Source organism: Roseovarius lutimaris, assembly GCF_900115165.1.
GTDB classification, from domain to species: Bacteria; Pseudomonadota; Alphaproteobacteria; order Rhodobacterales; family Rhodobacteraceae; genus Roseovarius; species Roseovarius lutimaris.
On sequence record NZ_FOVP01000024.1, the window covers coordinates 1 to 22,385 of the forward strand.

Annotated in this window: 22 protein-coding genes and 1 pseudogene; 17 read left to right on the forward strand and 6 right to left on the reverse strand. The window is 61.8% G+C overall.

Going from position 1 to position 22,385, the window contains the following annotated elements:
* The 5 genes and pseudogenes from BMZ91_RS17765 to BMZ91_RS17785 all read left to right on the forward strand — a co-directional run.
* A pseudogene (locus BMZ91_RS17765) lies at window positions 1-228 on the forward strand (integrase core domain-containing protein); the annotation flags it as partial.
* Window positions 229-840: 612 nt separating this feature from the next.
* Window positions 841-1,653 (forward strand): TIGR00282 family metallophosphoesterase, encoded by an 813-nt coding sequence (locus BMZ91_RS17770; protein ID WP_092841720.1) that lies wholly within the window; start codon window positions 841-843, stop codon window positions 1,651-1,653.
* Window positions 1,650-2,597, forward strand: a complete 948-nt coding sequence (locus tag BMZ91_RS17775) for a DMT family transporter (RefSeq protein ID WP_245736457.1) — start codon at window positions 1,650-1,652, stop codon at window positions 2,595-2,597. The genes BMZ91_RS17770 and BMZ91_RS17775 overlap by 4 nt, the downstream gene beginning before the upstream one ends.
* Before the next feature lie 62 nt (window positions 2,598-2,659).
* Entirely contained in the window at window positions 2,660-4,375 is a 1,716-nt protein-coding gene (locus BMZ91_RS17780) for an SLC13 family permease (RefSeq protein WP_425441600.1), read from the forward strand.
* 86 nt (window positions 4,376-4,461) lie between these two features.
* Complete coding sequence (locus BMZ91_RS17785; RefSeq protein WP_092841726.1) at window positions 4,462-5,211, forward strand: YebC/PmpR family DNA-binding transcriptional regulator; 750 nt, start codon at window positions 4,462-4,464, stop codon at window positions 5,209-5,211.
* A 65-nt stretch (window positions 5,212-5,276) separates the two neighbouring features.
* Here the strand turns inward: BMZ91_RS17785 and BMZ91_RS17790 are convergent, their stop codons facing one another.
* On the reverse strand, window positions 5,277-6,164 hold the full coding sequence (locus BMZ91_RS17790; protein ID WP_092841728.1) for a LysR family transcriptional regulator ArgP: 888 nt from the start codon (window positions 6,162-6,164) through the stop codon (window positions 5,277-5,279).
* 101 nt (window positions 6,165-6,265) lie between these two features.
* On the opposite strand from BMZ91_RS17790, the gene BMZ91_RS17795 reads away from it, so the two are divergent.
* Both BMZ91_RS17795 and BMZ91_RS17800 read left to right on the forward strand, forming a co-directional pair.
* On the forward strand, window positions 6,266-6,859 hold the full coding sequence (locus tag BMZ91_RS17795) for a LysE/ArgO family amino acid transporter (protein ID WP_092841730.1): 594 nt from the start codon (window positions 6,266-6,268) through the stop codon (window positions 6,857-6,859).
* Between the two features lie 125 nt (window positions 6,860-6,984).
* The gene (locus BMZ91_RS17800; protein WP_092841732.1) at window positions 6,985-7,908 is read left to right on the forward strand and encodes a DMT family transporter; all 924 of its coding nucleotides are present in this window, start codon (window positions 6,985-6,987) and stop codon (window positions 7,906-7,908) included.
* Between the two features lie 70 nt (window positions 7,909-7,978).
* On the opposite strand, the gene choV is transcribed toward BMZ91_RS17800, so the two are convergent.
* The 4 genes from choV to BMZ91_RS17820 all read right to left on the reverse strand — a co-directional run bounded on the left by choV (window position 7,979) and on the right by BMZ91_RS17820 (window position 12,530).
* Complete coding sequence (gene choV / locus BMZ91_RS17805; protein ID WP_092841734.1) at window positions 7,979-9,022, reverse strand: choline ABC transporter ATP-binding protein; 1,044 nt, start codon at window positions 9,020-9,022, stop codon at window positions 7,979-7,981.
* Window positions 9,019-9,855 carry a choline ABC transporter permease subunit gene (gene choW, locus BMZ91_RS17810; protein WP_092841736.1) on the reverse strand — a complete coding sequence of 279 codons (837 nt, stop codon included), beginning with the start codon at window positions 9,853-9,855 and terminating at the stop codon, window positions 9,019-9,021. Before choW ends, choV begins: the two co-directional genes overlap by 4 nt.
* Before the next feature lie 102 nt (window positions 9,856-9,957).
* Window positions 9,958-10,884 carry a choline ABC transporter substrate-binding protein gene (choX, locus tag BMZ91_RS17815; RefSeq protein ID WP_092841738.1) on the reverse strand — a complete coding sequence of 309 codons (927 nt, stop codon included), beginning with the start codon at window positions 10,882-10,884 and terminating at the stop codon, window positions 9,958-9,960.
* An 89-nt stretch (window positions 10,885-10,973) separates the two neighbouring features.
* On the reverse strand, window positions 10,974-12,530 hold the full coding sequence (locus BMZ91_RS17820) for an ABC transporter substrate-binding protein (protein WP_092841740.1): 1,557 nt from the start codon (window positions 12,528-12,530) through the stop codon (window positions 10,974-10,976).
* A 257-nt stretch (window positions 12,531-12,787) separates the two neighbouring features.
* Between BMZ91_RS17820 and betI the strand changes: the two genes are divergently transcribed.
* The 10 genes from betI (at window position 12,788) to BMZ91_RS17870 (ending at window position 20,797) form a co-directional block, all read left to right on the forward strand.
* The gene (gene betI, locus BMZ91_RS17825; RefSeq protein ID WP_245736459.1) at window positions 12,788-13,375 is read left to right on the forward strand and encodes a transcriptional regulator BetI; all 588 of its coding nucleotides are present in this window, start codon (window positions 12,788-12,790) and stop codon (window positions 13,373-13,375) included.
* Entirely contained in the window at window positions 13,372-14,880 is a 1,509-nt protein-coding gene (gene betC, locus BMZ91_RS17830) for a choline-sulfatase (protein ID WP_092841742.1), read from the forward strand. The genes betI and betC overlap by 4 nt, the downstream gene beginning before the upstream one ends.
* Window positions 14,881-15,059: 179 nt before the next feature.
* Window positions 15,060-16,718 carry a choline dehydrogenase gene (gene betA, locus BMZ91_RS17835; RefSeq protein ID WP_092841743.1) on the forward strand — a complete coding sequence of 553 codons (1,659 nt, stop codon included), beginning with the start codon at window positions 15,060-15,062 and terminating at the stop codon, window positions 16,716-16,718.
* A gap of 100 nt (window positions 16,719-16,818) precedes the next feature.
* Window positions 16,819-17,046 carry a sunset domain-containing protein gene (locus BMZ91_RS22095; protein WP_483880086.1) on the forward strand — a complete coding sequence of 76 codons (228 nt, stop codon included), beginning with the start codon at window positions 16,819-16,821 and terminating at the stop codon, window positions 17,044-17,046.
* 35 nt (window positions 17,047-17,081) lie between these two features.
* Complete coding sequence (locus BMZ91_RS17845) at window positions 17,082-17,318, forward strand: HP1242/YdcH family protein (protein WP_092841745.1); 237 nt, start codon at window positions 17,082-17,084, stop codon at window positions 17,316-17,318.
* A gap of 219 nt (window positions 17,319-17,537) precedes the next feature.
* The gene (locus BMZ91_RS17850; protein WP_092841747.1) at window positions 17,538-18,146 is read left to right on the forward strand and encodes a VOC family protein; all 609 of its coding nucleotides are present in this window, start codon (window positions 17,538-17,540) and stop codon (window positions 18,144-18,146) included.
* Window positions 18,143-18,622: a GNAT family N-acetyltransferase gene (locus BMZ91_RS17855; protein WP_092841749.1), complete on the forward strand. Its 480-nt coding sequence runs from the start codon at window positions 18,143-18,145 to the stop codon at window positions 18,620-18,622. Before BMZ91_RS17850 ends, BMZ91_RS17855 begins: the two co-directional genes overlap by 4 nt.
* A 43-nt stretch (window positions 18,623-18,665) precedes the next feature.
* Window positions 18,666-19,376 carry a molecular chaperone DjiA gene (locus BMZ91_RS17860; protein ID WP_092841750.1) on the forward strand — a complete coding sequence of 237 codons (711 nt, stop codon included), beginning with the start codon at window positions 18,666-18,668 and terminating at the stop codon, window positions 19,374-19,376.
* Window positions 19,357-20,388, forward strand: a complete 1,032-nt coding sequence (locus BMZ91_RS17865) for an endonuclease/exonuclease/phosphatase family protein (RefSeq protein WP_092841752.1) — start codon at window positions 19,357-19,359, stop codon at window positions 20,386-20,388. Before BMZ91_RS17860 ends, BMZ91_RS17865 begins: the two co-directional genes overlap by 20 nt.
* A 37-nt stretch (window positions 20,389-20,425) precedes the next feature.
* Window positions 20,426-20,797, forward strand: coding sequence for a hypothetical protein (locus BMZ91_RS17870; protein WP_092841800.1), 372 nt, complete (start codon window positions 20,426-20,428; stop codon window positions 20,795-20,797).
* Here the strand turns inward: BMZ91_RS17870 and BMZ91_RS17875 are convergent.
* On the reverse strand, window positions 20,794-22,338 hold the full coding sequence (locus tag BMZ91_RS17875) for a Ppx/GppA family phosphatase (protein WP_092841754.1): 1,545 nt from the start codon (window positions 22,336-22,338) through the stop codon (window positions 20,794-20,796). The two genes, BMZ91_RS17870 and BMZ91_RS17875, sit on opposite strands and share 4 nt — an antisense overlap.
* Window positions 22,339-22,385: the final 47 nt, after the last annotated feature.

Here is a 22,385-nt window from a genome sequence, read left to right on the forward strand (position 1 = left end):
GGACGGCAAAGGCGCTTGGCGCGACAATCGGATGATTGAGCGCTGTGGCGGTCACTGAAATATGAATGCGTCTACCTCAACGCTTTTGAGACCGGCTCAGAAATGCGGGCGGGCATCGGTAAATGGCTGACCTACTACAACTCTGAGCGCCCCCATTCGACGCACGGGTTATTGACCCCCGATGAGGTATACGCCAACAAAACAGAACCAATGAGATTAGCAGCCTGAAGTGAAACCCTGATCCATCTTAACAAGGCTGCAAACTGGTCGAAAAAGCAGGACCACCTCTCTGTTCAAGCAGATCGTAAGGCGGAAGCTTAAGCTAAACCAAACTTTGGCTGGGGGATATGTTCCTCCAGCCAAAGAAATCTTGGGAAATCTGCAATGCAGAACCTGTTCACGCTAAGAATGGAGGGTATGGGCAGGGAGTCGTCAAAGCTCTGCGGATTTCATGCAGCAAAATTGCCACACCGATGACCGTGGTTCGGTTGCTTCCACAGTGCTTCCACGCCCAAATTTCCAATGCAAAGAATCGCCCGGAGGCGATCAATAAGTCTCTGATATTATTTAGTAAAACTGGTTGCGGGAGTAGGATTTGAACCTACGACCTTCAGGTTATGAGCCTGATGCGCTCTTTTGGCCGAAAGCAATTTTCAGTCCGAACCCGAGATGTTGATGGCAACGTAGATCATATAACTGATACTTCTATTATAGTACTGATAAGTATCAACTTTCTAACTTGACAACACTCCCGCCGGAGGCGTCCCGCGCGCATGACTTGCCCTGCGCTTTGCGGTTTGAGACTTGCCCTTCGCGATTTGCGCCAATAACACCGATGCCATGAAGATATTGTTTCTAGGCGATGTGATGGGCCGTGCGGGACGCGCGGCGGTGGCCGAGACCCTGCGGCGCTTGCGCACAGAGTGGCGGCTGGATTTCGTTGTGGTCAACGGCGAGAATGCCTCGGGCGGGATGGGGCTGACCGGCGCCCATGCCAGGGGGCTTTTCGAAGCGGGCGCCGATTGCGTCACGCTTGGCGATCATGCCTTTGATCAAAAGGACATGCTTCAGGCGATTGGCAACGAGACCCGCATCATCCGACCGCTGAATTTTGCCAAGAACGCACCGGGACGTGGCCACCGGGTTTTTACTGACGCGCGCGGGCGCAAGGTTCTGGTGGCGCAGGTGTTGGGCCAGGTGTTCATGAAGCGCGCCTTTGATGATCCGTTTTCCGCCATCGACGAGGTGCTGCGCGCCCATCCCCCCGGCGGCGCGGTGCAGGCGGCGATCGTCGATATGCATTGCGAGGCGACCTCGGAAAAGATGGCGATGGGGCATTTCTGCGATGGGCGCGCCAGCCTTGTGGTCGGCACCCATACCCATATCCCGACCGCCGATACCCAGATCCTGCCGGGTGGCACCGCCTTTCAGGGCGATGCGGGCATGTGCGGCGATTACCTCAGCGTGATCGGCATGGACAAGACCGAGCCGATGCGCCGCTTCGTGACCGGCATGGGCAAGGAACGCTTTACCCCGGCGCTTGGCGCGGCGACCGTGTCGGGCGTTTACGTGGAAACCGACGACAAGACCGGCAAGGCCACCAGGGTGTCGATGGTCCGGCAAGGCGGCCGGTTGGAGCAGGCAGGCCCGTGAGGGACCGCGCCGGTCTGACGCTGGCACTTATGGCGATGGGGGCGGGCTGGGGCCTGTCGGTGGCGCTTGCCAAGATCGCCGTCAGCACCGGCCATCAGCCCTTTGGCCTTATTTTTTGGCAATTGGTGATCAGCGTGGTGGTGCTTGGCGCCATCACCCGCGCACGCGGCAAGCGGTTAGAGCTGGGACACGCCTATTGGCGATTGTTCATCATGGTGGCCCTGTTCGGCGCGGTTCTGCCGGATATCTTTTTTTACGCCTCGGCGGCGCGTCTGCCCGGCGGTGTCATGGCGATCGTTATCTCGACGGTGCCGATGTTTTCGCTGCCGATTGCGATTCTGCTTGGAAACGAAAGCTTCGTGTGGCGCCGGATGCTGGGGCTGTGCCTCGGGCTGGCGGGAATCGCGCTTTTGATCGGCCCCGAGGCAAGCCTGCCGGATCGCGCCATGGCCGCCTTTGTGCCGCTCGCGCTTGTTGCGCCGCTGCTTTATGCGACCGAGGGCAATCTTGTGGCCCGCTGGGGCACGCAGGGGCTTGATTCCGTTCAGACATTGCTGGCGGCTTCGCTGATCGGGGCGGTCCTGATGCTGCCGCTGGCCCTGCTCAGCGGTCAGTGGATCGACCCGCTGGCCGGGTTCGGCGCGCCCGAGGCGGCGCTTGTGGCTGGCGCGGTCATTCATGCGCTGGTTTATGCGGGGTATGTTTGGATGGTGGGGCGGGCCGGATCGGTCTTTGCGGCGCAGACCAGCTATCTGGTGACCGGCTTTGGCGTGCTCTGGTCAATCTGGCTTTTGCAGGAGGTCTATTCGCCCTATATCTGGGCGGCCCTCGGGTTGATGCTGGGCGGGATATTTCTGGTACAGCCGCGGGCGCGGATCGGGCTTGCCCCTGTGCCTGTCATCGGGGACACTGACGTGAAACCACATGAGGGCTCTGATACGTGATCGAACTTTTGGGTCTGTCCCAGACCGGACAGGCATTTCTGGCACTGGCGGTCGTCGCGGCGATGTTCGTGCTGTTTGTGCGTGAAACCTATCCGACCGAAGTGGTGGCCATCGCCGGTGTGGCGGTCTTGCTGGCGGTTGGCATTCTGCCCTATCAATCCGCGCTAACGGTGTTTTCCAACCCCGCGCCCTGGACGATTGCGGCGATGTTCATCGTGATGGGCGCGCTTGTGCGCACCGGCGCGCTTGATGCCTTTACCTCGCTTGCGGATCGCCAGGCGCAGGTCAACCCGCGTGTCGCCATCGGCATGCTTCTGGCGGCGGTGGTTGTCGCCTCGGCCTTCATGAACAATACGCCCGTGGTCGTGGTGATGATCCCGGTGTTTGTGCAACTGGCGCGCACGCTTCAGATTCCGGTCAGCAAGCTTTTGATTCCGCTTTCTTACGCGGCCATCCTTGGGGGCACGACCACCCTGATCGGCACCTCGACCAACCTGCTGGTGGATGGGGTGGCCCGCACGCAGGGGATGGAGGCCTTTACCATCTTCGAGATCACACCGCTTGGCATCATCCTGGTGATCTGGGGGGCGATTTATCTGCGGTTTTTCGGGCCGTTCCTGTTACCGGTGCGCGACAGCATGGCCGATATGCTGTCGGATCGCTCGCGGATGAAGTTTTTCACCGAGGCGGTGATCCCGCCCGAAAGCAACCTGATCGGGCGCGAGGTTGCCGGGGTTCAGCTTTTTAAACGCGAGGGCGTGCGCCTGATCGACGTGATCCGGGGGGATCTGTCGCTGCGTCGCAACCTTAGCGGCGTGACCCTTCAGGTCGGCGACCGCGTGGTTCTGCGCACCCAGATGACCGAACTGCTCAGCCTGCAACGCGACAAAAGCCTCAAGCGGGTCGATCAGGTGTCGGCGGTCGAGACCAGCACCGTCGAGGTGCTGATCACGCCGGGCTGCAAGATGGTGGGCCGCTCGCTTGGCGGCATGCGCCTGCGGCGGCGCTATGGGGTCTATCCGCTGGCGGTGCACCGGCGGAACCAGAATATCGGCCGCCAGCTTGACGATCTCGTGGTGCGGGTCGGCGATACGCTTTTGCTTGAAGGCGCGCCCGAGGATATTCAGCGCCTGTCGCGGGAAATGGATATGGTCGATGTCTCGCGCCCCTCGGCGCGGGCGTTTCGCCGTGGCCACGCGCCGCTGGCGGTGCTTGCCCTTCTGGGGATCGTGATCATGGCGGCGCTTGGCGTGGCGCCAATCCTTGCGCTTGCGGTGATTGCGGTGGCGGTTGTGCTTTTGGCGCGCTGCATTGATGCGGATGAGGCATTTTCATTCGTCGACGGGCAATTGCTTGCGCTCATCTTTGCGATGCTGGCGATTGGCGCGGCGCTTCAGGCCTCGGGGGCGGTCGAATTGATCGTCGGGGCGATTGCGCCCGCGCTGTCGGTTCTACCTGGCTTCCTGGTGATCTGGATGATTTACCTGCTGACCTCGGTCCTGACCGAACTGGTGTCGAACAACGCCGTGGCGGTAGTTGTTACGCCGATTGCCATCGGTCTTGCCGATGCCATGGGGTTTGATGCACGCCCGCTTGTGGTGGCGGTGATGGTCGCCGCAAGTGCGAGTTTCGCCACGCCCATCGGCTATCAGACCAACACGCTTGTCTATGGGCCGGGGGGCTATCGCTTTACCGACTTCCTGCGCGTCGGGGTGCCGCTGAATCTGAGCGTCGGCCTCCTGGCCTCGGCGCTGATCCCGCTGATCTGGCCGCTTTGAGACGGTCTTTGCCGCAAGGCGTTGCCCTGCGTGTCTCAAGCGGATATGACAAGCCAAATTTTTCCGGACCTGCAGGAGACGTCATAATGGCCGGCCATTCAAAATGGGCAAATATCCAACACCGTAAAGGGCGCCAGGACGCCGTGCGGGGCAAGCTTTTCTCTAAATTTTCCAAAGAGATCACGGTTGCCGCGAAAATGGGCGACCCGGACCCTGACAAGAACCCGCGCCTGCGTCTTGCGATAAAAGAGGCCAAGGCCCAGTCGATGCCCAAGGACAATATCGAACGCGCCATCAAGAAGGCGATGGGCGGCGAGGGTGAGGATTATGAAGAAATCCGCTATGAGGGCTATGGCCCCAATGGCGTGGCGGTGATCGTCGAGGCGATGACCGACAACCGCAACCGCACCGCCAGCACCGTGCGCTCGACCTTTTCCAAGAACGGCGGCAACCTTGGCGAAACCGGCTCGGTCGGTTTCATGTTCGAACGCAAGGGCGAAATCAGCTATCCCGCCGAAGTGGGCGATGGCGACACGGTGATGATGGCCGCGATCGAGGCCGGTGCCGAGGACGTGGAAAGCACCGAGGATGGTCATGTGATCTGGTGCGTCGACAGCGATCTCAATGACGTTGCCACCGCGCTTGAGGCCGAGCTTGGCGAGAGCACCTCGACCAAGCTTGTGTGGAAACCGGTGACCACCACCGAGATGGACCTTGAGGGCATGCAAAAGCTGATGAAGCTGATCGACGCGCTTGAGGATGACGACGACGTGCAGCGCGTCACCACCAATTTCGAGGCCTCCGACGAGGTCATGGAACAGCTTGGCGCGGAGTAAGGCGCAGGTCCGGCGGGGCGTGGGTTTCACCCACCCTACGGGCGATTGAGAGCGATGTTTTCGGCTCAGGCGGGCGGATAGAGCGTCTCGCGCGCCGCCCGTCGCAAGGCGCGGGTGAGCGGTGTCAGGGCCGCGCCCAAAACCCGGCTTGATTGCCAATAGAGCGGCGTATCAAGCGCGCTGTCCGTCATCAGCGGCACGAGCGCGCCCGAGGCGAGCGCATCGGCGACCAAAGGCTCGGGGTTGAGGCCCCAGCCAAGCCCAAGCCGGGCGGCGGCGACAAAGCCCTGCGAGGACGGGATCATGTGGCAGGGCGGCGCAATCGTCCGCCCCAGATGCCGGGTCATCCATGTTTCCTGAAGCCGGTCCTTGGCGTCAAAACGCAGCATCGGTGCCGCGCCGAGCGATTTGGCCGTGAGCCCATCCGCAAAGTGACGAGCCATGAAGGCCGGGCTCGCGGTTGCGATATAGCGCAGGCGGCCCAGAGGAACCGCATCACAGCCGGGCAGGGGATTTGCGCGGGTGCTCAGCGCGCCAAGCACCTCGCCGCGCGTCAGCCGGTCATGGGCGGCGTCCTGATCATCTATCACCAGATCGAACAGCTGATCGGGCAGGTCGGCCAGGGCGGCGGGCAACCATGTGGCAAGGCTATCGGCATTCACCGCAAGGCGCAGCCGGGTGTGCGGCGCGGGGCCAAGGGCGGTAAAATCTTTCGCCAACCGCGCCTCAAGCAGGGCGATCTGATCGGCATGGGCGGCAAGGCGCAACCCGGCCGCAGTGCCTGTCGAGGGTTGGCCGCGATGCACAAGCTGTGCGCCGACGCGGGCCTCAAGCGCCTTGAGACGTTGGGAAATTGCCGATTGGGTCAGGCCCAGATCTGCGGCGGCGGCGTCGAAACTTCCGCGGCGTAAAATGGCCGAGAGCGCGGCGAGGTGTTGTGGATCGAGGTGCATTAGAATTTCTTATGCCAGATGAGGATTATACGTTTGAGTAATGACGCGCACGACGTTACGCAAGCGGGCATTATTGACCCAAAAAGACAGGGACCCGACCCATGCAGGCAGAAATTGCAGGATTTGCCCTTGGCCTGAGCCTTATTCTGGCGATCGGGTCGCAGAATGCCTTTGTGTTGCGCCAGGGGTTGCGGCGCGAGCATGTGCTGGCCGTCGTGTTGGTCTGTGCGCTCTCGGATGCGGCGCTGATCACCTTTGGGGTGACCGGGTTTGGCGCATTGGCCGAGCGGGTGCCGGGGCTAGAGCGGGTAATGCGCTATGGCGGGGCCGCCTTTCTGATCTGGTACGGCGCGCGCAGTTTTCTCACCGCCTGGCGCGGTGGCGAGGTGCTTGAGGCGGGCGCGGGCGCCGGCAGCTTGCGGCGCGCGGTGCTGACCTGTCTGGCGCTGACCTGGCTCAATCCGCATGTCTATCTCGATACGGTGGTTCTGCTCGGGTCGGTGTCGTCGCAATATGGTGACAGGCTCGGGTTCGGCCTCGGCGCGGTCAGCGCAAGCTTTGTGTTCTTTTTCTGCCTTGGCTATGGCGCGCGGCTATTGGCGCCGCTGTTTCGCCGCGAGCTAAGCTGGCGGGTGCTGGACGCCGGGATCGGCGTGGTGATGTGGGTGATTGCCGCGCGGTTGCTCACGGGGTGAGACCCGTTTTGTCGGCTCAAACCAGGTCATGCCATGCGTTTGGTGGGATTCAGGGTTGCGTAAAATGCATGCAAATGCGGCGCCGGGCGCTCGACAGCGAGAGATTCCCGTGAGTTAATGGCAGGATGCGCGCAGAACCGACCCTTACGCCAGAGACGACCCCAAAGCCGGGATTGGGCATCTTCTGGATGGTGGTGACGGGTATCCTTTTTGTTGGGGTGACGGCGCTTGTGAAGGTGCTTGGCACGCGGGTTCCGGCGCCACAGGCGGCTTTTTTGCGATATGCGATGGGGCTTGTGTTTCTGCTGCCGATGTTGCGACCGTTGATGCGGTTGCGGCTTGAGCGGCGGATCTGGCTTATGTTCGGCGCGCGCGGGGCGGTGCATACGGTCGCTGTGGCGCTGTGGTTCTTTGCCATGGCGCGCATTCCGATCGCCGATGTGACGGCGATGAATTACCTCTCGCCGATTTACGTGACCCTCGGCGCGGCGCTTTTTCTAGGCGAAACGCTGGCGCTGCGCCGGGTGCTGGCGGTGGTGGCGGCCCTGATCGGGGCACTGATCATCCTGCGGCCCGGATTTCGCGAGGTTGGACCGGGGCATTTTGCCATGCTGTTCACGGCGGTGTTTTTCGGTGCGTCCTACCTGACGGCGAAGGTGTTGTCGGGGCGCTGTAGCGCGGGGATCGTGGTGGCGATGCTGTCGATCACGGTGACCATCGGGCTGGCGCCGCTGGCGGCGGCGGTTTGGGTGACGCCGACGCTGGGCGAACTTGCAATCCTGGCCGCGGTGGCTTGCCTCGCGACGGCGGGGCACTACACGATGACGCTGGCGTTCGGGGCGGCCCCGCTGGCGGTGACACAGCCGGTGACCTTCCTGCAACTGGTCTGGGCGGTGGCGCTTGGGGCCTTGGTCTTTGGCGAGGGGGTGGATGTGTTCGTGGTGCTGGGCGGCACGGTGATCGTGGCGGCGATCAGTTTCATCAGCTGGCGCGAGTCGGTGCTCAAGCGGCGCGCGATCACGCCTGTGGTTTCGGCCACCAAGGTCTGAGGCGGGGGCGCTGCCCCCGTCGCGCAAGGCGCGACTCCCCCGGAGTATTTATCGAACGGTGAAAGGGCGATCAGGCGCGTGGATCAAGCAGTTTGGCGAGAATCCGGTTGCGGGTGATCTGGCCGATGACTTTGCCCTCATCGCTTACGCCGACGGGTTTGTCGTGGCCCTGGGCCTGTTCCATCACCTGTTGAATGGTGGCGTCGGGGCCAACGCAGTGGTCAGGCGTGCCGCTGGTGGGTTCCATCACGTCACGTGCGCAAAGCACGCCGAGGGGGTTCATATGGGCGACGAATTCGGCCACATAGCCGGTTGCGGGGTTGGTGAAGATATCCTGCGGGGTGCCGCATTGTACGATCCGCCCGCCTTCCATTATGGCGATCCGGTCACCGAGTTTGAAGGCTTCGTCGAGGTCGTGGCTGACGAAGATGATCGAGCGCCCGAGGGTTTTTTGCAGGTCGAGCAATTCATCCTGAAGGTGGCTTCGGATCAGGGGGTCGAGCGCGGAAAACGGCTCGTCCATCAAGAGGATAGGGGCGTCGGTGGCAAAGGCGCGGGCCAGGCCGACGCGTTGCTGCATTCCGCCCGAAAGTTCGCCCACCTTGCGGTCGGCCCAGTCCGAGAGGCTGACGAGGTCAAGCTGTTTTTGCACGCGGGTTTCGCGCTCGGGTTTGGGCAGGCCGGCCAGTTCCAGCCCGAGGCCGACATTCTCGCGTACAGAGCGCCAGGGCAGCAGGCCGAATTGCTGAAACACCATCGCGACGTGATGCTGACGCAACCGGCGCAGGGTGGGCGCGTCGGCGCCGGTCACATCGACCATCTGCTCGCCGTCAAAGATCTCGACCTTGCCGCGCGCCACCGGATTGAGGCCGTTTACGGCGCGCAACAGTGTTGATTTGCCAGAGCCGGACAGCCCCATCAGCACAAGGATTTCGCCGGGCGCGACCGAGAGGCTGCAATCATGCACGCCCAGCACCTGGCCGGTCTGGGTCTGGATTTCGCTGCGCGTCATGCCGCGATCCATGAGGGGCAAAGCCGTCTGCGGCGTGTCGCCAAAGACAATCGAGACGTTCTGGAAATCGACGATGGTCTGGGTGTCGGCTGCCCTGGTCATTTGCGCTCTCCCATCCGCAGCATGCGGTCCAGGACGATGGCGACGACCACGATCATCAGCCCGGATTCAAAGCCAAGCGCGATGTTGACCGTGTTGATCGCGCGCAGAACCGGCACGCCAAGCCCGTCGGCGCCGACAAGCGCGCCGATCACCACCATCGAGAGCGACAGCATGATCGTCTGGTTCAGCCCGGCCATGATCTGGGGCAGGGCATAGAGCAGTTCGACCTTGAACAGGGTCTGGCGCGCGGTGGCGCCAAAGGCCTGCGCGGCCTCAAGCAGGGGTTTGGGCGTGGACGAAATGCCGAGATGCGTCAGGCGGATCGGCGCGGGCACCACGAAGATCACCGTTGCGATCAGGCCGGGCACCATGCCGATGCCGAAAAACACGATGGCCGGGATCAGATAGACAAACGGCGGCAGCGTCTGCATCAGGTCGAGCACCGGGCGCAGCCAGTCGTAAAGGCGTGGGCGGTGCGCGGCGGCGATGCCGATGGGCACGCCGATCACCATGCAGAAGATACAGGACGACAGCACCAGCGTCAGGCTTTCGGTGGTTTCCTCCCAATAGTCCTGATTGTGGATGAAGAGAAAGCCGAGAAACACGAAGAGGCAGGTCTTCCAGTTGCGTTGCAGCATCCAGGTGAGGCCGACGAAAATCGCCATGATCACAAGCGGATGCGGCGTCTGAAGCAGCCAGAGAAAGCCGTCGATCAGCCCCTCCATCAGGGCCGAGAGCATGTCAAAGAACCACGCGGCGTTGTCCTGAAGCCAAAGGAAAAACCGTTCGGCGGCCTCGCCGACGGGGATTTTATGATCGCTGAGCCAGTCCATGGGCGCGCCCTTGTTCCTCTAGGGTGGTTGGGGCAGGCGCGCGGGCCTGCGGGTCTGCCCCGTCCGGTGAGGGGCGGGGCAGACCGGGGTCAGGTCAGGCGATCAGAGACCAAGCGCCGTTTTGACCGCCGCCATGGCATCGCCACCATCGCGGGTGGTGACGCCGTCAAGCCAGGGGGCAAGCACGCCCGGGTTGGCGGCAAGCCATGCGGTTGCGGCCTCTTCGGGCTTTTCGCCGTCGTCAAGGATCGCGCCCATGATCTCGTTTTCCATGGCGAGGGTGAACGAGAGGTTTTGCAACAGCTTGCCCACATTGGGGCATTCCGCCACATAGCCCGCGCGGGTGTTGGTATAGACCGTCGCGCCGCCAAGATCGGGGCCGAACCACTCGTCACCGCCGGTGAGATAGGTCATGTCGTGATTGGCGTTCATCGGGTGCGGTTCCCAGCCGAGAAAGACAATCGGCTCTTCGCGGCGATCGGCGCGGCTGACCTGCGCCAGCATGCCTTGTTCAGAGCTTTCCTTGACGTCAAACTCTTTCAGGCCAAACGCATCGGCCGCGATCATATCCATGATCAGGCGGTTGCCGTCATTGCCCGGCTCGATGCCGTAGATGGTCGCGTCGAGGGCATCGGCCTGCGCGGCAATGCTCTCAAAGCTGGTGATGCCAAGCGCCGCGCCGGCGGCATTGGTGGCAAGCGTGTATTTCGCGCCTTCCAGATTCGCGCGCACAGTGTCAACCGTGCCGGCCTCGCGGTAGGGGGCAATGTCGCCTTCCATGGTGGGCATCCAGTTGCCCAGAAAGACGTCGATATCGCCCTTGGCCATCGAGGTATACGTCACGGGCACCGACAGAACCTTGATGTCGGGCTCATAGCCAAGCGCGCGCAGCACCTCGGTGGTGGCGGCGGTGGTGGCGGTGATATCGGTCCAGCCGACATCGGCAAAGACCACCTCGTCGCAATTGGCAAGGGCGGGGCCGGTGGCCACGGCTAGGGCCATGGCGGAAAGCGTTGGTTTGAGGGTCATAATGACAGTCTTTCTTGTTCGGTGTGTCGAAAAAGGGGCCCGGAGCATGGTCTGCGCCCGGGCCCCCGTTTTTCATGCCGTGGCGAGGGTTACGCGAACCACCAGCGCTCAATGAACCGCATGCCATCCACATCCCAGTTCGAGCCCATCTGCTCGGTATGGGCGATCTTGGTCGAGTTGCCGAAGACATAGTTGGCAAACATCGGAACGACAACACCGCCATCGCTGCTACAGATTGCCTGCATTTCGTAATACATCTCGCGGCGCTTGGCCTCGTCAAGTTCCGAGCGGGCCTTGACCATAAGCTCATCAAAGCGGTCATTGCACCAGAAGCTGTCATTCCAGGATGCGCCGCATTGATAGGCGGTCGAGAACATCTGATCCTCGACAGAGCGGCCCGACCAATAGACCGCTGTAAAGGGTTTCTTCATCCAGACATCGGACCAATAGCCGTCATTGGGTTCGCGCACGGCCTTGAGGTTGATCCCGCAGGCCGCCGCCGAGTTCTGATAGAGCACAGCCGCATCGACCGCCCCGACAAAGGCCGCATCCGCCGCCGAAAGGGCGACATCGACGCTTTCAAGTCCAGCCAATTTGAGGTGGTATTTTGCCTTGTCAGGATCATAGGCGGTCTGTTCGAGATCCTTGTTGTAGAACCGCTGCCCCTGACCGATGGGATGGTCATTGCCGACAGAGCCATAGCCGAACAGGATCTTGTCGACCAGTTCCTTGCGGTTGACGCCGAATTTCAGGGCATGGCGCACATGCACGTTGCTATAGGGCTCTGCGCGGGTATCCATGGCAAAAGTGTAATGTTGCGTGCCCGCGACCGAGTTGATCTGAATGTCGGGGCGGCGCGCCAGAAGGCCCACGGTCTTGAGGTCAAGCCGGTCGGCCATGTCCACGTCCCCCGAGACAAGCGCGGTGGTGCGGGCGTTCTGGTCAACGATGGCGATGATCTCGGCGCTGTCGAACCAGGCAACGTCGCTGCGCCAGTGGTTGGCATTACGTTCAACGGAGTATGAAACACCGGGTTGAAAATCCTTGAGGACATAGCTGCCGCAGCCGTCGCCGGATTTCCAGTCGATGCTGTCACCCTCGGCCTTGCAGATCGTCAGGTGATAATCGCTCAGGATGAAGGGGAAGTCGGCGTTGCCGCCATCAAGGGTAAAGACAACCGTGTCGCTGCCTTCTGTGGTGATGTCCTGAATCGGGGCCACGATCGGACCAGCTGCCGAGGTTGACCCCTCACCGCGGTGGAAGTTGATCGAATTGACCACGTCCTCAAGTGTGAGTTCCTTGCCCGAGTGAAAGGTCACGCCCTTGCGGATCTTGAAGCGCCAGACCGAGGCATCGTCGGACGCCTCCCAGCTTTCGGCCAGTTCGGGGACAAGCGCGCCCTCATTCGTGACCTCGGTGAGGCGACCGTGAATCGCGAAGGACAGCGAGGTGGAAAAGCTGTTTTCATAGGTGCCGGGGTTCAGCGTGTCGGTGGTCTGGCCATGACCGATAGCGGCCCGAAGGTGCCCGCCACGTTTCGGCGCGGCCATTGCGCCGCCCATTGGCAACGAGGCGGCAAGTGCAGTGGCGGCTGTGGTCGCGAGAAATCCGCGGCGGTTCAGCCGACCGGTGTTGATGAGTGTCATTTATGGTCTCTCCCTTTGGTTTTTGTTTTTGCCCGGCCCTCAGTGCCGACAGGCGGCAGGGTCGCGGGTATCTTCGGTCGTGCGATCAAATCGGCCCGACAGATGTTTGCTACCTAACAAGGCTAATATAACGGCGCTGTGAATTACAACGCTATTCTGGTCCGGGTGGGTGTGGTCCTTTGGGTGGATTTTTATTGATTGACGAGTCAATTAAACACGATTAGGCCAATATGGCAAGATTTCACCGGAGGATGACAATGCCCAAGCTTGGGATGGAACCGATCCGGCGCTCCGCTCTGGTCGAGGCCACGATTTCCGAGATTGGCGCGCGCGGATCACTGGATGTGACCGTGGCCCAGATCGCGCGCCGGGCGGGCATGTCAAGCGCTCTGGCGCATCACTACTTTGGCTCAAAGGAACAGATGTTTGTTGCCGCGATGCGCCATATCCTTGCGATTTATGGCGCCGAGGTGCGCGGTGCGCTGTTGATGACCCGCAGCCCCCGTCAACGCATCGAGGCGATTATCCGCGCCAGCTTTACGCCCGCGCAATTCAGGCCCGAAATGGTCTCGGCCTGGCTGAATTTTTATGTTCAGGCGCAGCGTTCTGACGATGCCCGCCGTCTGCTCCATATCTATCAGCGGCGGCTGCGCTCAAACCTGCACGATGCGTTTCGCCGTCTTGATCCTGCTCAGGCACGCACCCTGACGCGTGGATTGGCGGCGATGATTGACGGCATGTATATCCGTCAGGCTCTGCGCGAGGGCCCGATGCCGCCCGCCGCCGCAGTCGATGTCCTGCTGCATTACCTCGACACAAGCCTGGCCCAAAAGGACAGCCAATGACTGCGCCGAATATCCTTATTTTCATGGTGGATCAGCTGAATGGCACGCTGTTTCCCGACGGGCCGGCCGACTGGCTTCATGCGCCCAACCTCAAGGCGTTGGCGGCGCGCTCGACCCGGTTTGCCAATGCCTATACGGCCTCGCCGCTCTGTGCGCCGGGGCGGGCGAGCTTTATGTCCGGCCTTCTGCCCTCGCGCAGCCGGGTTTATGACAATGCGGCCGAATTTGCCGCCGATATCCCGACCTATGCCCATCACCTGCGGCGCGCGGGCTATCAGACCTGCCTCTCGGGCAAGATGCATTTCGTCGGCCCCGATCAGATGCACGGATTTGAGGAACGGCTGACCACCGATATCTATCCCGCCGATTTCGGCTGGACGCCGGATTATCGCAAGCCGGGCGAACGCATCGACTGGTGGTATCACAACATGGGCTCGGTCACCGGCGCTGGTGTGGCCGAGATTTCCAACCAGATGGAATATGACGATGAGGTCGCCTATCATGCGCGCGCCAAAGTCTATAATCTGGCGCGCGGGCTTGATGCGCGGCCCTGGTGCCTGACGGTGAGTTTTACGCATCCGCATGATCCCTATGTGGCGCGCAAGAAATACTGGGATCTCTACGAGGAGTGCGAGCATCTTTTGCCCGAGGTGCCCGCGATGGATTACGCCGATCACGACGCGCATGCCAAACGCATCTTTGATGCCAACGACTGGCGCTCGTTTGACATCTCAGAAGAGGATATCCGCCGCTCGCGTCGCGCCTATTTCGCCAATATCAGCTATCTCGACGACAAGATCGGCGAGGTGCTTGAGGCGCTGGAGACGACGCGCCAGGAGGCGGTGATCCTGTTTGTCAGCGATCACGGTGATATGCTGGGTGAACGCGGGCTCTGGTTCAAGATGTGCTTTTACGAAGGCTCGGCGCGGGTGCCGCTGATGATTGCGGCACCCGGCATGACGCCCGGAGTGGTCACCGATCCGGTGAGCAATATCGACGTCTGCCCGACGCTTTGCGATCTGGCGGGCGTCAGCATGGACGAAGTCATGCCCTGGACCGAGGGCCAAAGCCTTGTGCCACAGGGGCAGGGCATCGCGCGCAGCGCGCCCGTGGCGATGGAATATGCCGCCGAGGCCTCGCAAGCGCCGCTGGTCTCGCTGCGCTATGGCAAATGGAAATACAACCGCTGCACGCTCGACCCCGATCAGCTTTTCGATCTTGAGGCGGACCCGCATGAGCTTTGCAATCTGGCCGGGGATGCGGCCCACGCGGGTACATTGGCCCAGCTTCAGGCCAAGGCCGAGGCGCGGTGGAACCTGGAGGACTTCGATGCGGCGGTGCGCGAAAGCCAGGCGCGCCGCTGGGTGGTTTACGAAGCGCTGCGCAAGGGCGGCTATTACCCTTGGGACTATCAACCGCTGCAAAAAGCCAGCGAACGCTACATGCGCAACCACATGGATCTTAACGTGCTTGAAGAAAACAAGCGCTTCCCCCGGGGCGAATGATCCTTTCACCATTCTGAAAATACTCAGATTCCAACCTAAGACAGCTGCAATGACCTATCCGATTGAAACCAGACCCCACCTGTTTGTGATGGCCCGCCGCCCTGGCGCGACGCCCACCCACCCACCCCGTCGCGCCAGGGCGGCGAGTGGCGCATGCGGCGCAGAAAGGAGATCGTGACATGGAAGCGGATTATGTCATCGTCGGCGCCGGAAGCGCAGGCTGCGCCATGGCCTATCGCCTCTCCGAGGCCGGGCATTCGGTGCTGGTGATCGAGCATGGCGGCACCGATGCGGGGCCATTCATTCAGATGCCCGGCGCGCTCAGCTATCCGATGAACATGGCGCGCTATGACTGGGGCTATCAGAGCGAGCCGGAACCGCATCTGGGCAACCGCCGTCTTGCCTGTCCGCGTGGCAAGGTTATTGGCGGCTCATCGAGCATCAACGGCATGGTCTATGTGCGCGGCCATGCCTGTGATTATGACCATTGGCGCGATCAGGGGGCCGACGGCTGGGGCTACGGCGATGTGTTGCCTTATTTCAAGCGCATGGAAAGCTGGCACGGCGGCGGGCATGGCGGCGATCCGGGCTGGCGGGGCACCGATGGGCCGCTGCATGTCAGCCGGGGTCCGCGCGACAACCCTCTGACGCGTGCCTTTGTCGAGGCCGGTGCCCAGGCCGGATATCAGCGCACGGACGATTACAACGGCGAGCAGCAAGAGGGGGTCGGCCCGTTTGACATGACTGTCTGGCGGGGGCGGCGCTGGTCGGCGGCCAATGCCTATCTGCGCCCGGCCCTGAAGCGCGACAATTGCAATCTGATCCGCGCTCTGGTGACGCGCGTGATCATCGAAGAGGGCCGCGCGGTCGGGGTCGAGACGCTCCGCAAGGGGCGGCGAGAGGTTGTGCGCGCCCGTGCCGAGGTGATCCTTGCGGCTTCGTCGATCAATTCGCCCAAGCTTTTGATGGTGTCCGGCGTCGGTCCGGGGGCGCATCTGGCCGAGCATGGCATTGCCGTCAAGGCCGATCGCCCCGGTGTCGGGCAGAATCTGCAGGATCACCTGGAGCTTTATATCCAGATGGCCGCCAGCCAGCCGGTCAGTCTTTTCAAGTACTGGAACCTGCTGGGCAAGGGGTTTGTCGGCGCGCGCTGGCTTTTGGGGCGCAGGGGGCTGGGCGCGAGCAACCAGTTTGAAAGCGGTGGCTTTATCCGCTCGGATGCGGGCGTCAGCTATCCCGATATCCAATTTCATTTTCTGCCTATTGCGGTGCGTTATGACGGCAAGGCCGCCGCCGAAGGCCACGGGTTTCAGGCCCATGTCGGCCCGATGCGCAGTGCCTCGCGCGGGGCGGTCAGCCTGCGCAGCAATGATCCCTCGGATGCGCCGATGATCCGCTTCAACTACATGAGCCAGGAAAGCGACTGGATTGATTTTCGCAAATGCATCCGCCTCACCCGCGAGATTTTTGCGCAGGACGCCTTCAGGCCCTTTGTCAGCCATGAAATTCAGCCCGGCGCAGATGTGACCAGCGAGGCCGATATTGACAGCTTCATCCGCGCGCATGCCGAAAGCGCCTATCACCCCTGTGGCACCTGTCGGATGGGGCGCGCCGATGACCGGCACGCGGTTGTTGACCCACAGGGCCGGGTGATCGGGGTCGAGGCCCTGCGTGTTGCCGACAGCAGCATTTTCCCGCGCATCACCAATGGCAATCTCAATGCGCCCTCAATCATGGTGGGAGAAAAGATTGCCGATCATGTGCTTGGCCGCGCGCCTCTGGCGTCGGAAAATGCAGAGCCCTGGATGCATCCCAACTGGCAAACGCAGCAACGCTAACGACGTTAACCCTGCGCGCGCCCGGCGGGTTGAATTTTGCTTGATGCCTCCCGATCCGGCCTGTGCGATCTAGGACAACATCAGCGGCAAGGGGCGCCGAATCTATTATATGCCGGGCCAGAAGGATTACGGCCGCACGTCGATCCGCACCTCAAGAGGTGAGCGCTGGTTCTGCTCTGAGGCGGCGGCGCGTGCGGCGGGGTGGCGGCGCGCCAAACGCCAGGTTTGCGCCGCGCGGCGGGCGGTGGATTTGAGTATTTATGGAAAGATGAAAGACAGACTGGGCTTTTTGATCCGTATCAAAGAAGTCGCCTTGGTTGGCTTCTAGATTTAGGGCAAGCAAACAACGAGGAGAAATGCGCAATGTCCCACACCCCCCATGAGCTTCACGAAGAATTCCCGGAACTTTCCAGTAAAATCACTGAAATGAAGCAAAGTGATCCGCATTTTGGCAAGCTTGCCGATGAGTATCATGAGGTCAACCGGGCCGTACACCGCGCCGAAACGCTGGTGGAGCCGATGGAGGAGTTGGCCGAGGTTGAAATGCGAAAAAAACGGGCGGCGCTGAAGGATGAGCTTTATCAGATGCTAACCGCCTAGGGCCCTTATCCAAAGATCGCTCCGAGAGAGTAGGGTGACCATGAAGCCCCGCGCGCCTGATCGGATTGGCGTGCGGGGCTTTTTGACATCAGGGCGGTGGCCGAACGCGGTCGGCAAACCTTGAGGGGGGGGCATGGCCGCGCCACATCCGCATGCATTTATCCCTTGACCAATGGGGCGACAAGGACGATCCCCATTGGTCAAGGGAAGGGGACGGATATGAAGCTTGATCATCTGGCTGTGGCGGCAGAGAGCCTTGAGGCGGGGCGTGACTGGGTTGAAGAGCATCTTGGGGTGCGCTTGCAGCCCGGTGGGTATCACGCGCATTTTGGCACCCACAATCTTTTGCTGGGGCTTGAGGACGGGCTTTATCTTGAGGTGATCGCGATTGATCCGGGCGCCGAGGCCCCGGCCTATCCGCGCTGGTTTGATCTTGATCGTTTTGAGGGTGCGCCACGTCTGAACACCTGGATTTGTCAGGTGGAGGATCTGGCGGATCTGGTGGCGCGATACCCGGAGGCCGGGCGACCTGTGCCGCTCAGCCGGGGGGATCTGCGCTGGCAGATGGCGGTGCCCGAGGATGGGGTCCTGCCCTATGACAACATGTTTCCGGCGGTGATCGAATGGCAGGGGAACACGCACCCAAGTGCGCGGCTGGCCCCCTCGGGCGCGCGATTGGAACGTTTGGTGGTCTGTCATCCAGAGGCCGGGGCGCTTGAGGCGGCGCTTGCCCCGGTGCTGGATGATGCGCGGGTCGTGTTTGAAAGCGGTGCGGCGGGTCTGCGCGCCGAGTTCGCCACGCCGAGCGGGCCTCGGGCCCTGGGATGATCATCCGCCCCGCCGGGCCGGGCGATATTGCGGCGATCCTTGCGATCTGGAACCCGTTGATCCGCGAGACAACGGTCACCTTTACCACGCTCGAAAAAACGCCCCAGGCCCTGGCCGAGGATATCGCGGCCCGCGGCGCGGCGTTTCTGGTGATGGAGGAGGCCGACGCTGTTCTGGGCTTTGCGACCTACGGCGCCTTTCGCTCAGGGCCGGGCTATGCCCGCACGGCCGAGCATACGGTCATTCTAGCGCCGGCAGCGCAAGGTCGGGGCGTGGGCCGGGCCCTGATGGCGCGCCTTGAAGACGTGGCGCACGCGCAGGGAATTCATGCACTGGTGGCCGGGGTCAGCGGCGAGAACGCGGACGCGATTGCCTTTCACACCGCAATCGGGTTTCAGCACGTGGCGCATATGCCCGAGGTCGGGCGCAAGTTCGGGCGCTGGATCGACCTTGTGCTTTTGCAGAAACTTCTGTGAATGCGGCGCTGACAAGCCTCTGGAAAGCCGATAGTCTGACGCCATGTCGATCTGGACCCGCATCACCGAGGCCCTGGCGGCCCTTGCCAGCGGCGAGGGTCTGAGTGCGGTTTTTGACCGTCTGCGCACTGCGCCGGAACGCAGCGTCGGGTTTACGATTGCGGTGATTGCACTTTCGGCCAAGATGGCCAAGGCCGATGGTCTGGTGACCCGCGACGAGGTAACGGCATTTCGCGAGGTGTTTCAGATCGCGACCGAGGATGAGGCGGACGCCGCGCGGGTGTTCAATCTTGCCCGTCAGGATGTCGCCGGGTTTGAAGAGTATGCCGCGCGTATCCAGCGGATGTTCGAGGGCGAACCGGGCACGCTTTGTGTTCTGCTCGAGGGGCTGTTTTACATCGCTATGGCCGATGGGGTGTATCACCCCAAGGAAGATGCGTTCCTGACGCGGGTGGCGGCGATTTTCGGCGTCAAGGACAGGGATTTTCGCGCGCTTCGGGCGCGCTTCGTGCCCGAGGCCCGGCCCGATCCCTATTCGATACTGGGGGTCAGCGAGGATACGCCGCTGGATGAGGTTCGCAAGGTTTGGCGCCAGATGGTGCGTGACAACCACCCCGACAAAATAATGGCGCGCGGGGTGCCGCAAGAGGCGGTCAAGCTTGCGGAAAAGCGGCTTGTTTATATCAACCGCGCCTGGGAAGAGATCCAGAACGAACGTGGCAAAGGGGGCGTAGATGCGGATCGCCACCTATAACGTGGAATGGTTCAACGCGCTTTTTGATGATGAGGGGCATCTTCTGGATGATGACAATTGGTCGGCGCGCTATAATGTGACGCGCGCCGATCAATTGGCGGCGATTGGCATCGTCATGACCGCCCTGGATGCCGATGCGGTGATGGTGATTGAGGCCCCGGATCATAACGGGCGGCGCACCACGGTGACCGCGCTTGAGACTTTCGCGCGCGCCATGAAGCTGCGGGCGCGCAAGGTGCTGGTTGGCTTCACCAATGACACCCAGCAGGAAATTGCCCTGATGTATGACCCGGATGTCATCGCGGCAGAGCATGACCCGGAAGGCGAGCTAATTGGTCGCAAGGACAGCACCACCGCCCCGCGGTTTGACGGGGTGTTCAAGATTGATCTTGATATTGACGACACTGCCGATCAGGTGCGCTTTTCCAAACCCCCGCTTGAAATGGCGATCACCACCGCCACCGGCCAGAGGCTGCGCATGATCGGCGTGCATCTCAAATCCAAGGCGCCGCATGGCGCGAAGGGGCGCGACGAGGCGATGCGCATGTCGATTGCCAATCGCCGCAAGCAATTGGCCCAGGCGGTCTGGTTGCGCCAGCGGATCGAGGAAACCCTTGCGCGGGGCGACTCGCTGATTGTGTTGGGTGATCTCAATGATGGTCCCGGACTTGACGAATACGAGCATCTTTTTGGCCGCTCGTCGGTCGAGATCATCATGGGCGAGGGCGGCGAAACCGGGGTGATGCTGCATGATCCGCATGCTCGCAGTGCCCTGACCCTGCGGATCGGCGAGGTGCATAGCACGTCGCGGTTCTACCTGACCCATGAAAAGCGGTATTTGCAGGCGTTGCTGGATTACATCCTGATTTCGCCTGACCTCATGGCGCGCGGGCCGACCTGGCGGATATGGCATCCGTTCGATGATCCCGAATGCTGGCAGATGCCCGATCTGTGCAATGCGCTTTTGACGGCGTCGGATCATTTTCCGGTGACGCTGGATATTGACCTGTGATCTTAAAACCCCGGAGGTGAGTGCCTATATCATGGCTATGAAACAGATACGCCCGCTTGTTACCGCCCTGTTTGTCACGTCATTTGGCGCGCTGCCGCTTTCCGCGCAGGAGGTGGAAGAAGAGCAGGGCAGATCGCTTATGGAAGAGGGCGCGCGTCTGTTCCTTGAGGGGATTCAGCGTGAAATGGGTCCGGCCCTTGAGGATCTGCGTGGCATGACCGAAGAGATGGAACCGGCCCTGCGCCAGTTTGTCGAGGAAATGGGCCCGGCCCTGAGCGAATTGATGGGCAAGGTCGGCGATCTGAGTGCCTATCACGCGCCTGAGGTTCTGCCCAATGGCGATATCATCATCCGCCGCAAGACCCCGCAAGAGATCGACCCGGTCCCCGAGGGTGAGATAGAGCTTTAGCGTTGCGTCTTGACCACGGCGGTTGCCGACAAGGAGGCCGCCAACGAGTCAAATCGTGCGCGCGCCACTTCGCCAAACAGCGGGGCCGCCTCGGGTGAAAGGCGCAATTCCAGAAGTTTTTTCTTGGGAAACCAGCGGATTTCGCCAAGCTTCGCATTCTTTTTGAGCCAGAGCATGGCGGCGAACCGCATCGCCTTGCCAAGCACCTCGGCCTCTTGGCGATCGCGCTCGGAAAGCAGCGGGTCGAGGTCGGCAAAACGGCTTCCGTCGCGTTTGTTGGAATAGCGATGCAAGAGCGCCAGCCCCATGTAAACCCGTTCGGAATGTTTCAGCCCGCCAAGATTGGCACGGGTGGCGTTGTCAAAACAAAGCTCGGCGCGGTAATCGGGATGCGCGCGCCAGCTTACGTCATGCAAGAGACAGGCGGCGCGAATGAGCCGACGACGCTCTGACGGGGAAGATTTGAACAGCGGCTGGATGAAATGATAGATCACCTTGCCGAACCCCGGCACGCGGGCGTCTTTATGTTCGGCAAAGCGGCAGGCCTCGATCAGGGGATCGCGGTCGCGCAACTGCTGGGGCATCTGTTCGTAAAGCATGCCCTCGCGAATGCCATAGCTTGACACCGCGATATCGCGCGGGCGAAAGGTCTTTAGGATTTCGTGCAGCACCTCGGCGGCATGCGGCACAAGCGACATCCGCGCCGATGACACGCCCGATTGCGCGCGCAGGGTGTCAAGATCATGATCGGCGATATATTTGATCGTTTCGCGCACGGCGGCCGGCGTCATGCGGTATTCGTGCAGCACATGCAGCGGATATTTGCGCCGTGCCATGTCGATCTTGGCAATCGCCCGCCAGGAGCCGCCCACCAGGAAAAGTCGGTTTCGCTGTTCGCCAAGCTCGGCCTGCATCGCGGTAAGGGTGTCTTTGATATGCGCCTTGCGGGCCTTTTTGCCGCCCTTGATATCGCGAAGTTTCAGTGGCCCAAGCGGCGATGAGACCCGTGCGCCAACCGTGCCCGCGTCAATCTCGGCCAGCTCCATCGACGAGCCGCCAATGTCGCAGACAAGCCCGTAAGCGCCCGGCCAGCCCAAGAGCACACCCTGCGCCGAAAGCCGGGCCTCTTCGCGCCCGTCGATCACCCAGAGTTTGAGGCCGGTCGCGGCCAGCACCTCGGCGCAGAATTCGGCGCCATCCTCGGCATCGCGCACCGCGGCGGTGGCAACGGTGACAAGCGGGCCGGTGCCCATGCCCTCGGCCAAGAGCTGAAACCGTTTGAGGGCCTCAAGCGCGCGCACGCGCCCCTGCGGATTTAGACGCCCGGTATCGGCCATGCCGGCGCCAAGCGCACACATGATTTTCTCGTTGTAGAAATAGGCAGGGCTGCGCGCCGCGCCATCAAACACCACAAGGCGGACCGAGTTCGACCCCACATCAACCACGCCAACCCGCGCCAGCGCGCGCGCCGAGGGTTTGTCAAACAACGGCCGACCAAATGGGCCGCCGTCAAGTTCCAAAGGATCGTTATTGCGGTCCATCTTCGCCCCGTTGTGGTGCCTTCCCTCTATGCGACAGGGGGGCCTCT

Excerpts from the sequence above, each read along its gene's own strand:
- BMZ91_RS17820 (WP_092841740.1), bottom strand. The coding sequence starts at position 12,530 with ATGACACTCATCAACACCGGTCGGCTGAACCGCCGCGGATTTCTCGCG.
- BMZ91_RS17855 (WP_092841749.1), top strand. The coding sequence starts at position 18,143 with ATGATCATCCGCCCCGCCGGGCCGGGCGATATTGCGGCGATCCTTGCG.
- BMZ91_RS17790 (WP_092841728.1), bottom strand. The coding sequence starts at position 6,164 with ATGCACCTCGATCCACAACACCTCGCCGCGCTCTCGGCCATTTTACGC.
- BMZ91_RS17870 (WP_092841800.1), top strand. The coding sequence starts at position 20,426 with ATGAAACAGATACGCCCGCTTGTTACCGCCCTGTTTGTCACGTCATTT.
- BMZ91_RS17785 (WP_092841726.1), top strand. The coding sequence starts at position 4,462 with ATGGCCGGCCATTCAAAATGGGCAAATATCCAACACCGTAAAGGGCGC.
- BMZ91_RS17850 (WP_092841747.1), top strand. The coding sequence starts at position 17,538 with ATGAAGCTTGATCATCTGGCTGTGGCGGCAGAGAGCCTTGAGGCGGGG.
- choV (WP_092841734.1), bottom strand. The coding sequence starts at position 9,022 with ATGACCAGGGCAGCCGACACCCAGACCATCGTCGATTTCCAGAACGTC.
- betC (WP_092841742.1), top strand. The coding sequence starts at position 13,372 with ATGACTGCGCCGAATATCCTTATTTTCATGGTGGATCAGCTGAATGGC.
- BMZ91_RS17845 (WP_092841745.1), top strand. The coding sequence starts at position 17,082 with ATGTCCCACACCCCCCATGAGCTTCACGAAGAATTCCCGGAACTTTCC.
- BMZ91_RS17780 (WP_425441600.1), top strand. The coding sequence starts at position 2,660 with ATGTTCGTGCTGTTTGTGCGTGAAACCTATCCGACCGAAGTGGTGGCC.
- BMZ91_RS17860 (WP_092841750.1), top strand. The coding sequence starts at position 18,666 with ATGTCGATCTGGACCCGCATCACCGAGGCCCTGGCGGCCCTTGCCAGC.
- betI (WP_245736459.1), top strand. The coding sequence starts at position 12,788 with ATGCCCAAGCTTGGGATGGAACCGATCCGGCGCTCCGCTCTGGTCGAG.
- BMZ91_RS17770 (WP_092841720.1), top strand. The coding sequence starts at position 841 with ATGAAGATATTGTTTCTAGGCGATGTGATGGGCCGTGCGGGACGCGCG.
- BMZ91_RS17800 (WP_092841732.1), top strand. The coding sequence starts at position 6,985 with ATGCGCGCAGAACCGACCCTTACGCCAGAGACGACCCCAAAGCCGGGA.
- BMZ91_RS17795 (WP_092841730.1), top strand. The coding sequence starts at position 6,266 with ATGCAGGCAGAAATTGCAGGATTTGCCCTTGGCCTGAGCCTTATTCTG.
- BMZ91_RS17865 (WP_092841752.1), top strand. The coding sequence starts at position 19,357 with ATGCGGATCGCCACCTATAACGTGGAATGGTTCAACGCGCTTTTTGAT.
- choX (WP_092841738.1), bottom strand. The coding sequence starts at position 10,884 with ATGACCCTCAAACCAACGCTTTCCGCCATGGCCCTAGCCGTGGCCACC.
- choW (WP_092841736.1), bottom strand. The coding sequence starts at position 9,855 with ATGGACTGGCTCAGCGATCATAAAATCCCCGTCGGCGAGGCCGCCGAA.
- BMZ91_RS17875 (WP_092841754.1), bottom strand. The coding sequence starts at position 22,338 with ATGGACCGCAATAACGATCCTTTGGAACTTGACGGCGGCCCATTTGGT.
- betA (WP_092841743.1), top strand. The coding sequence starts at position 15,060 with ATGGAAGCGGATTATGTCATCGTCGGCGCCGGAAGCGCAGGCTGCGCC.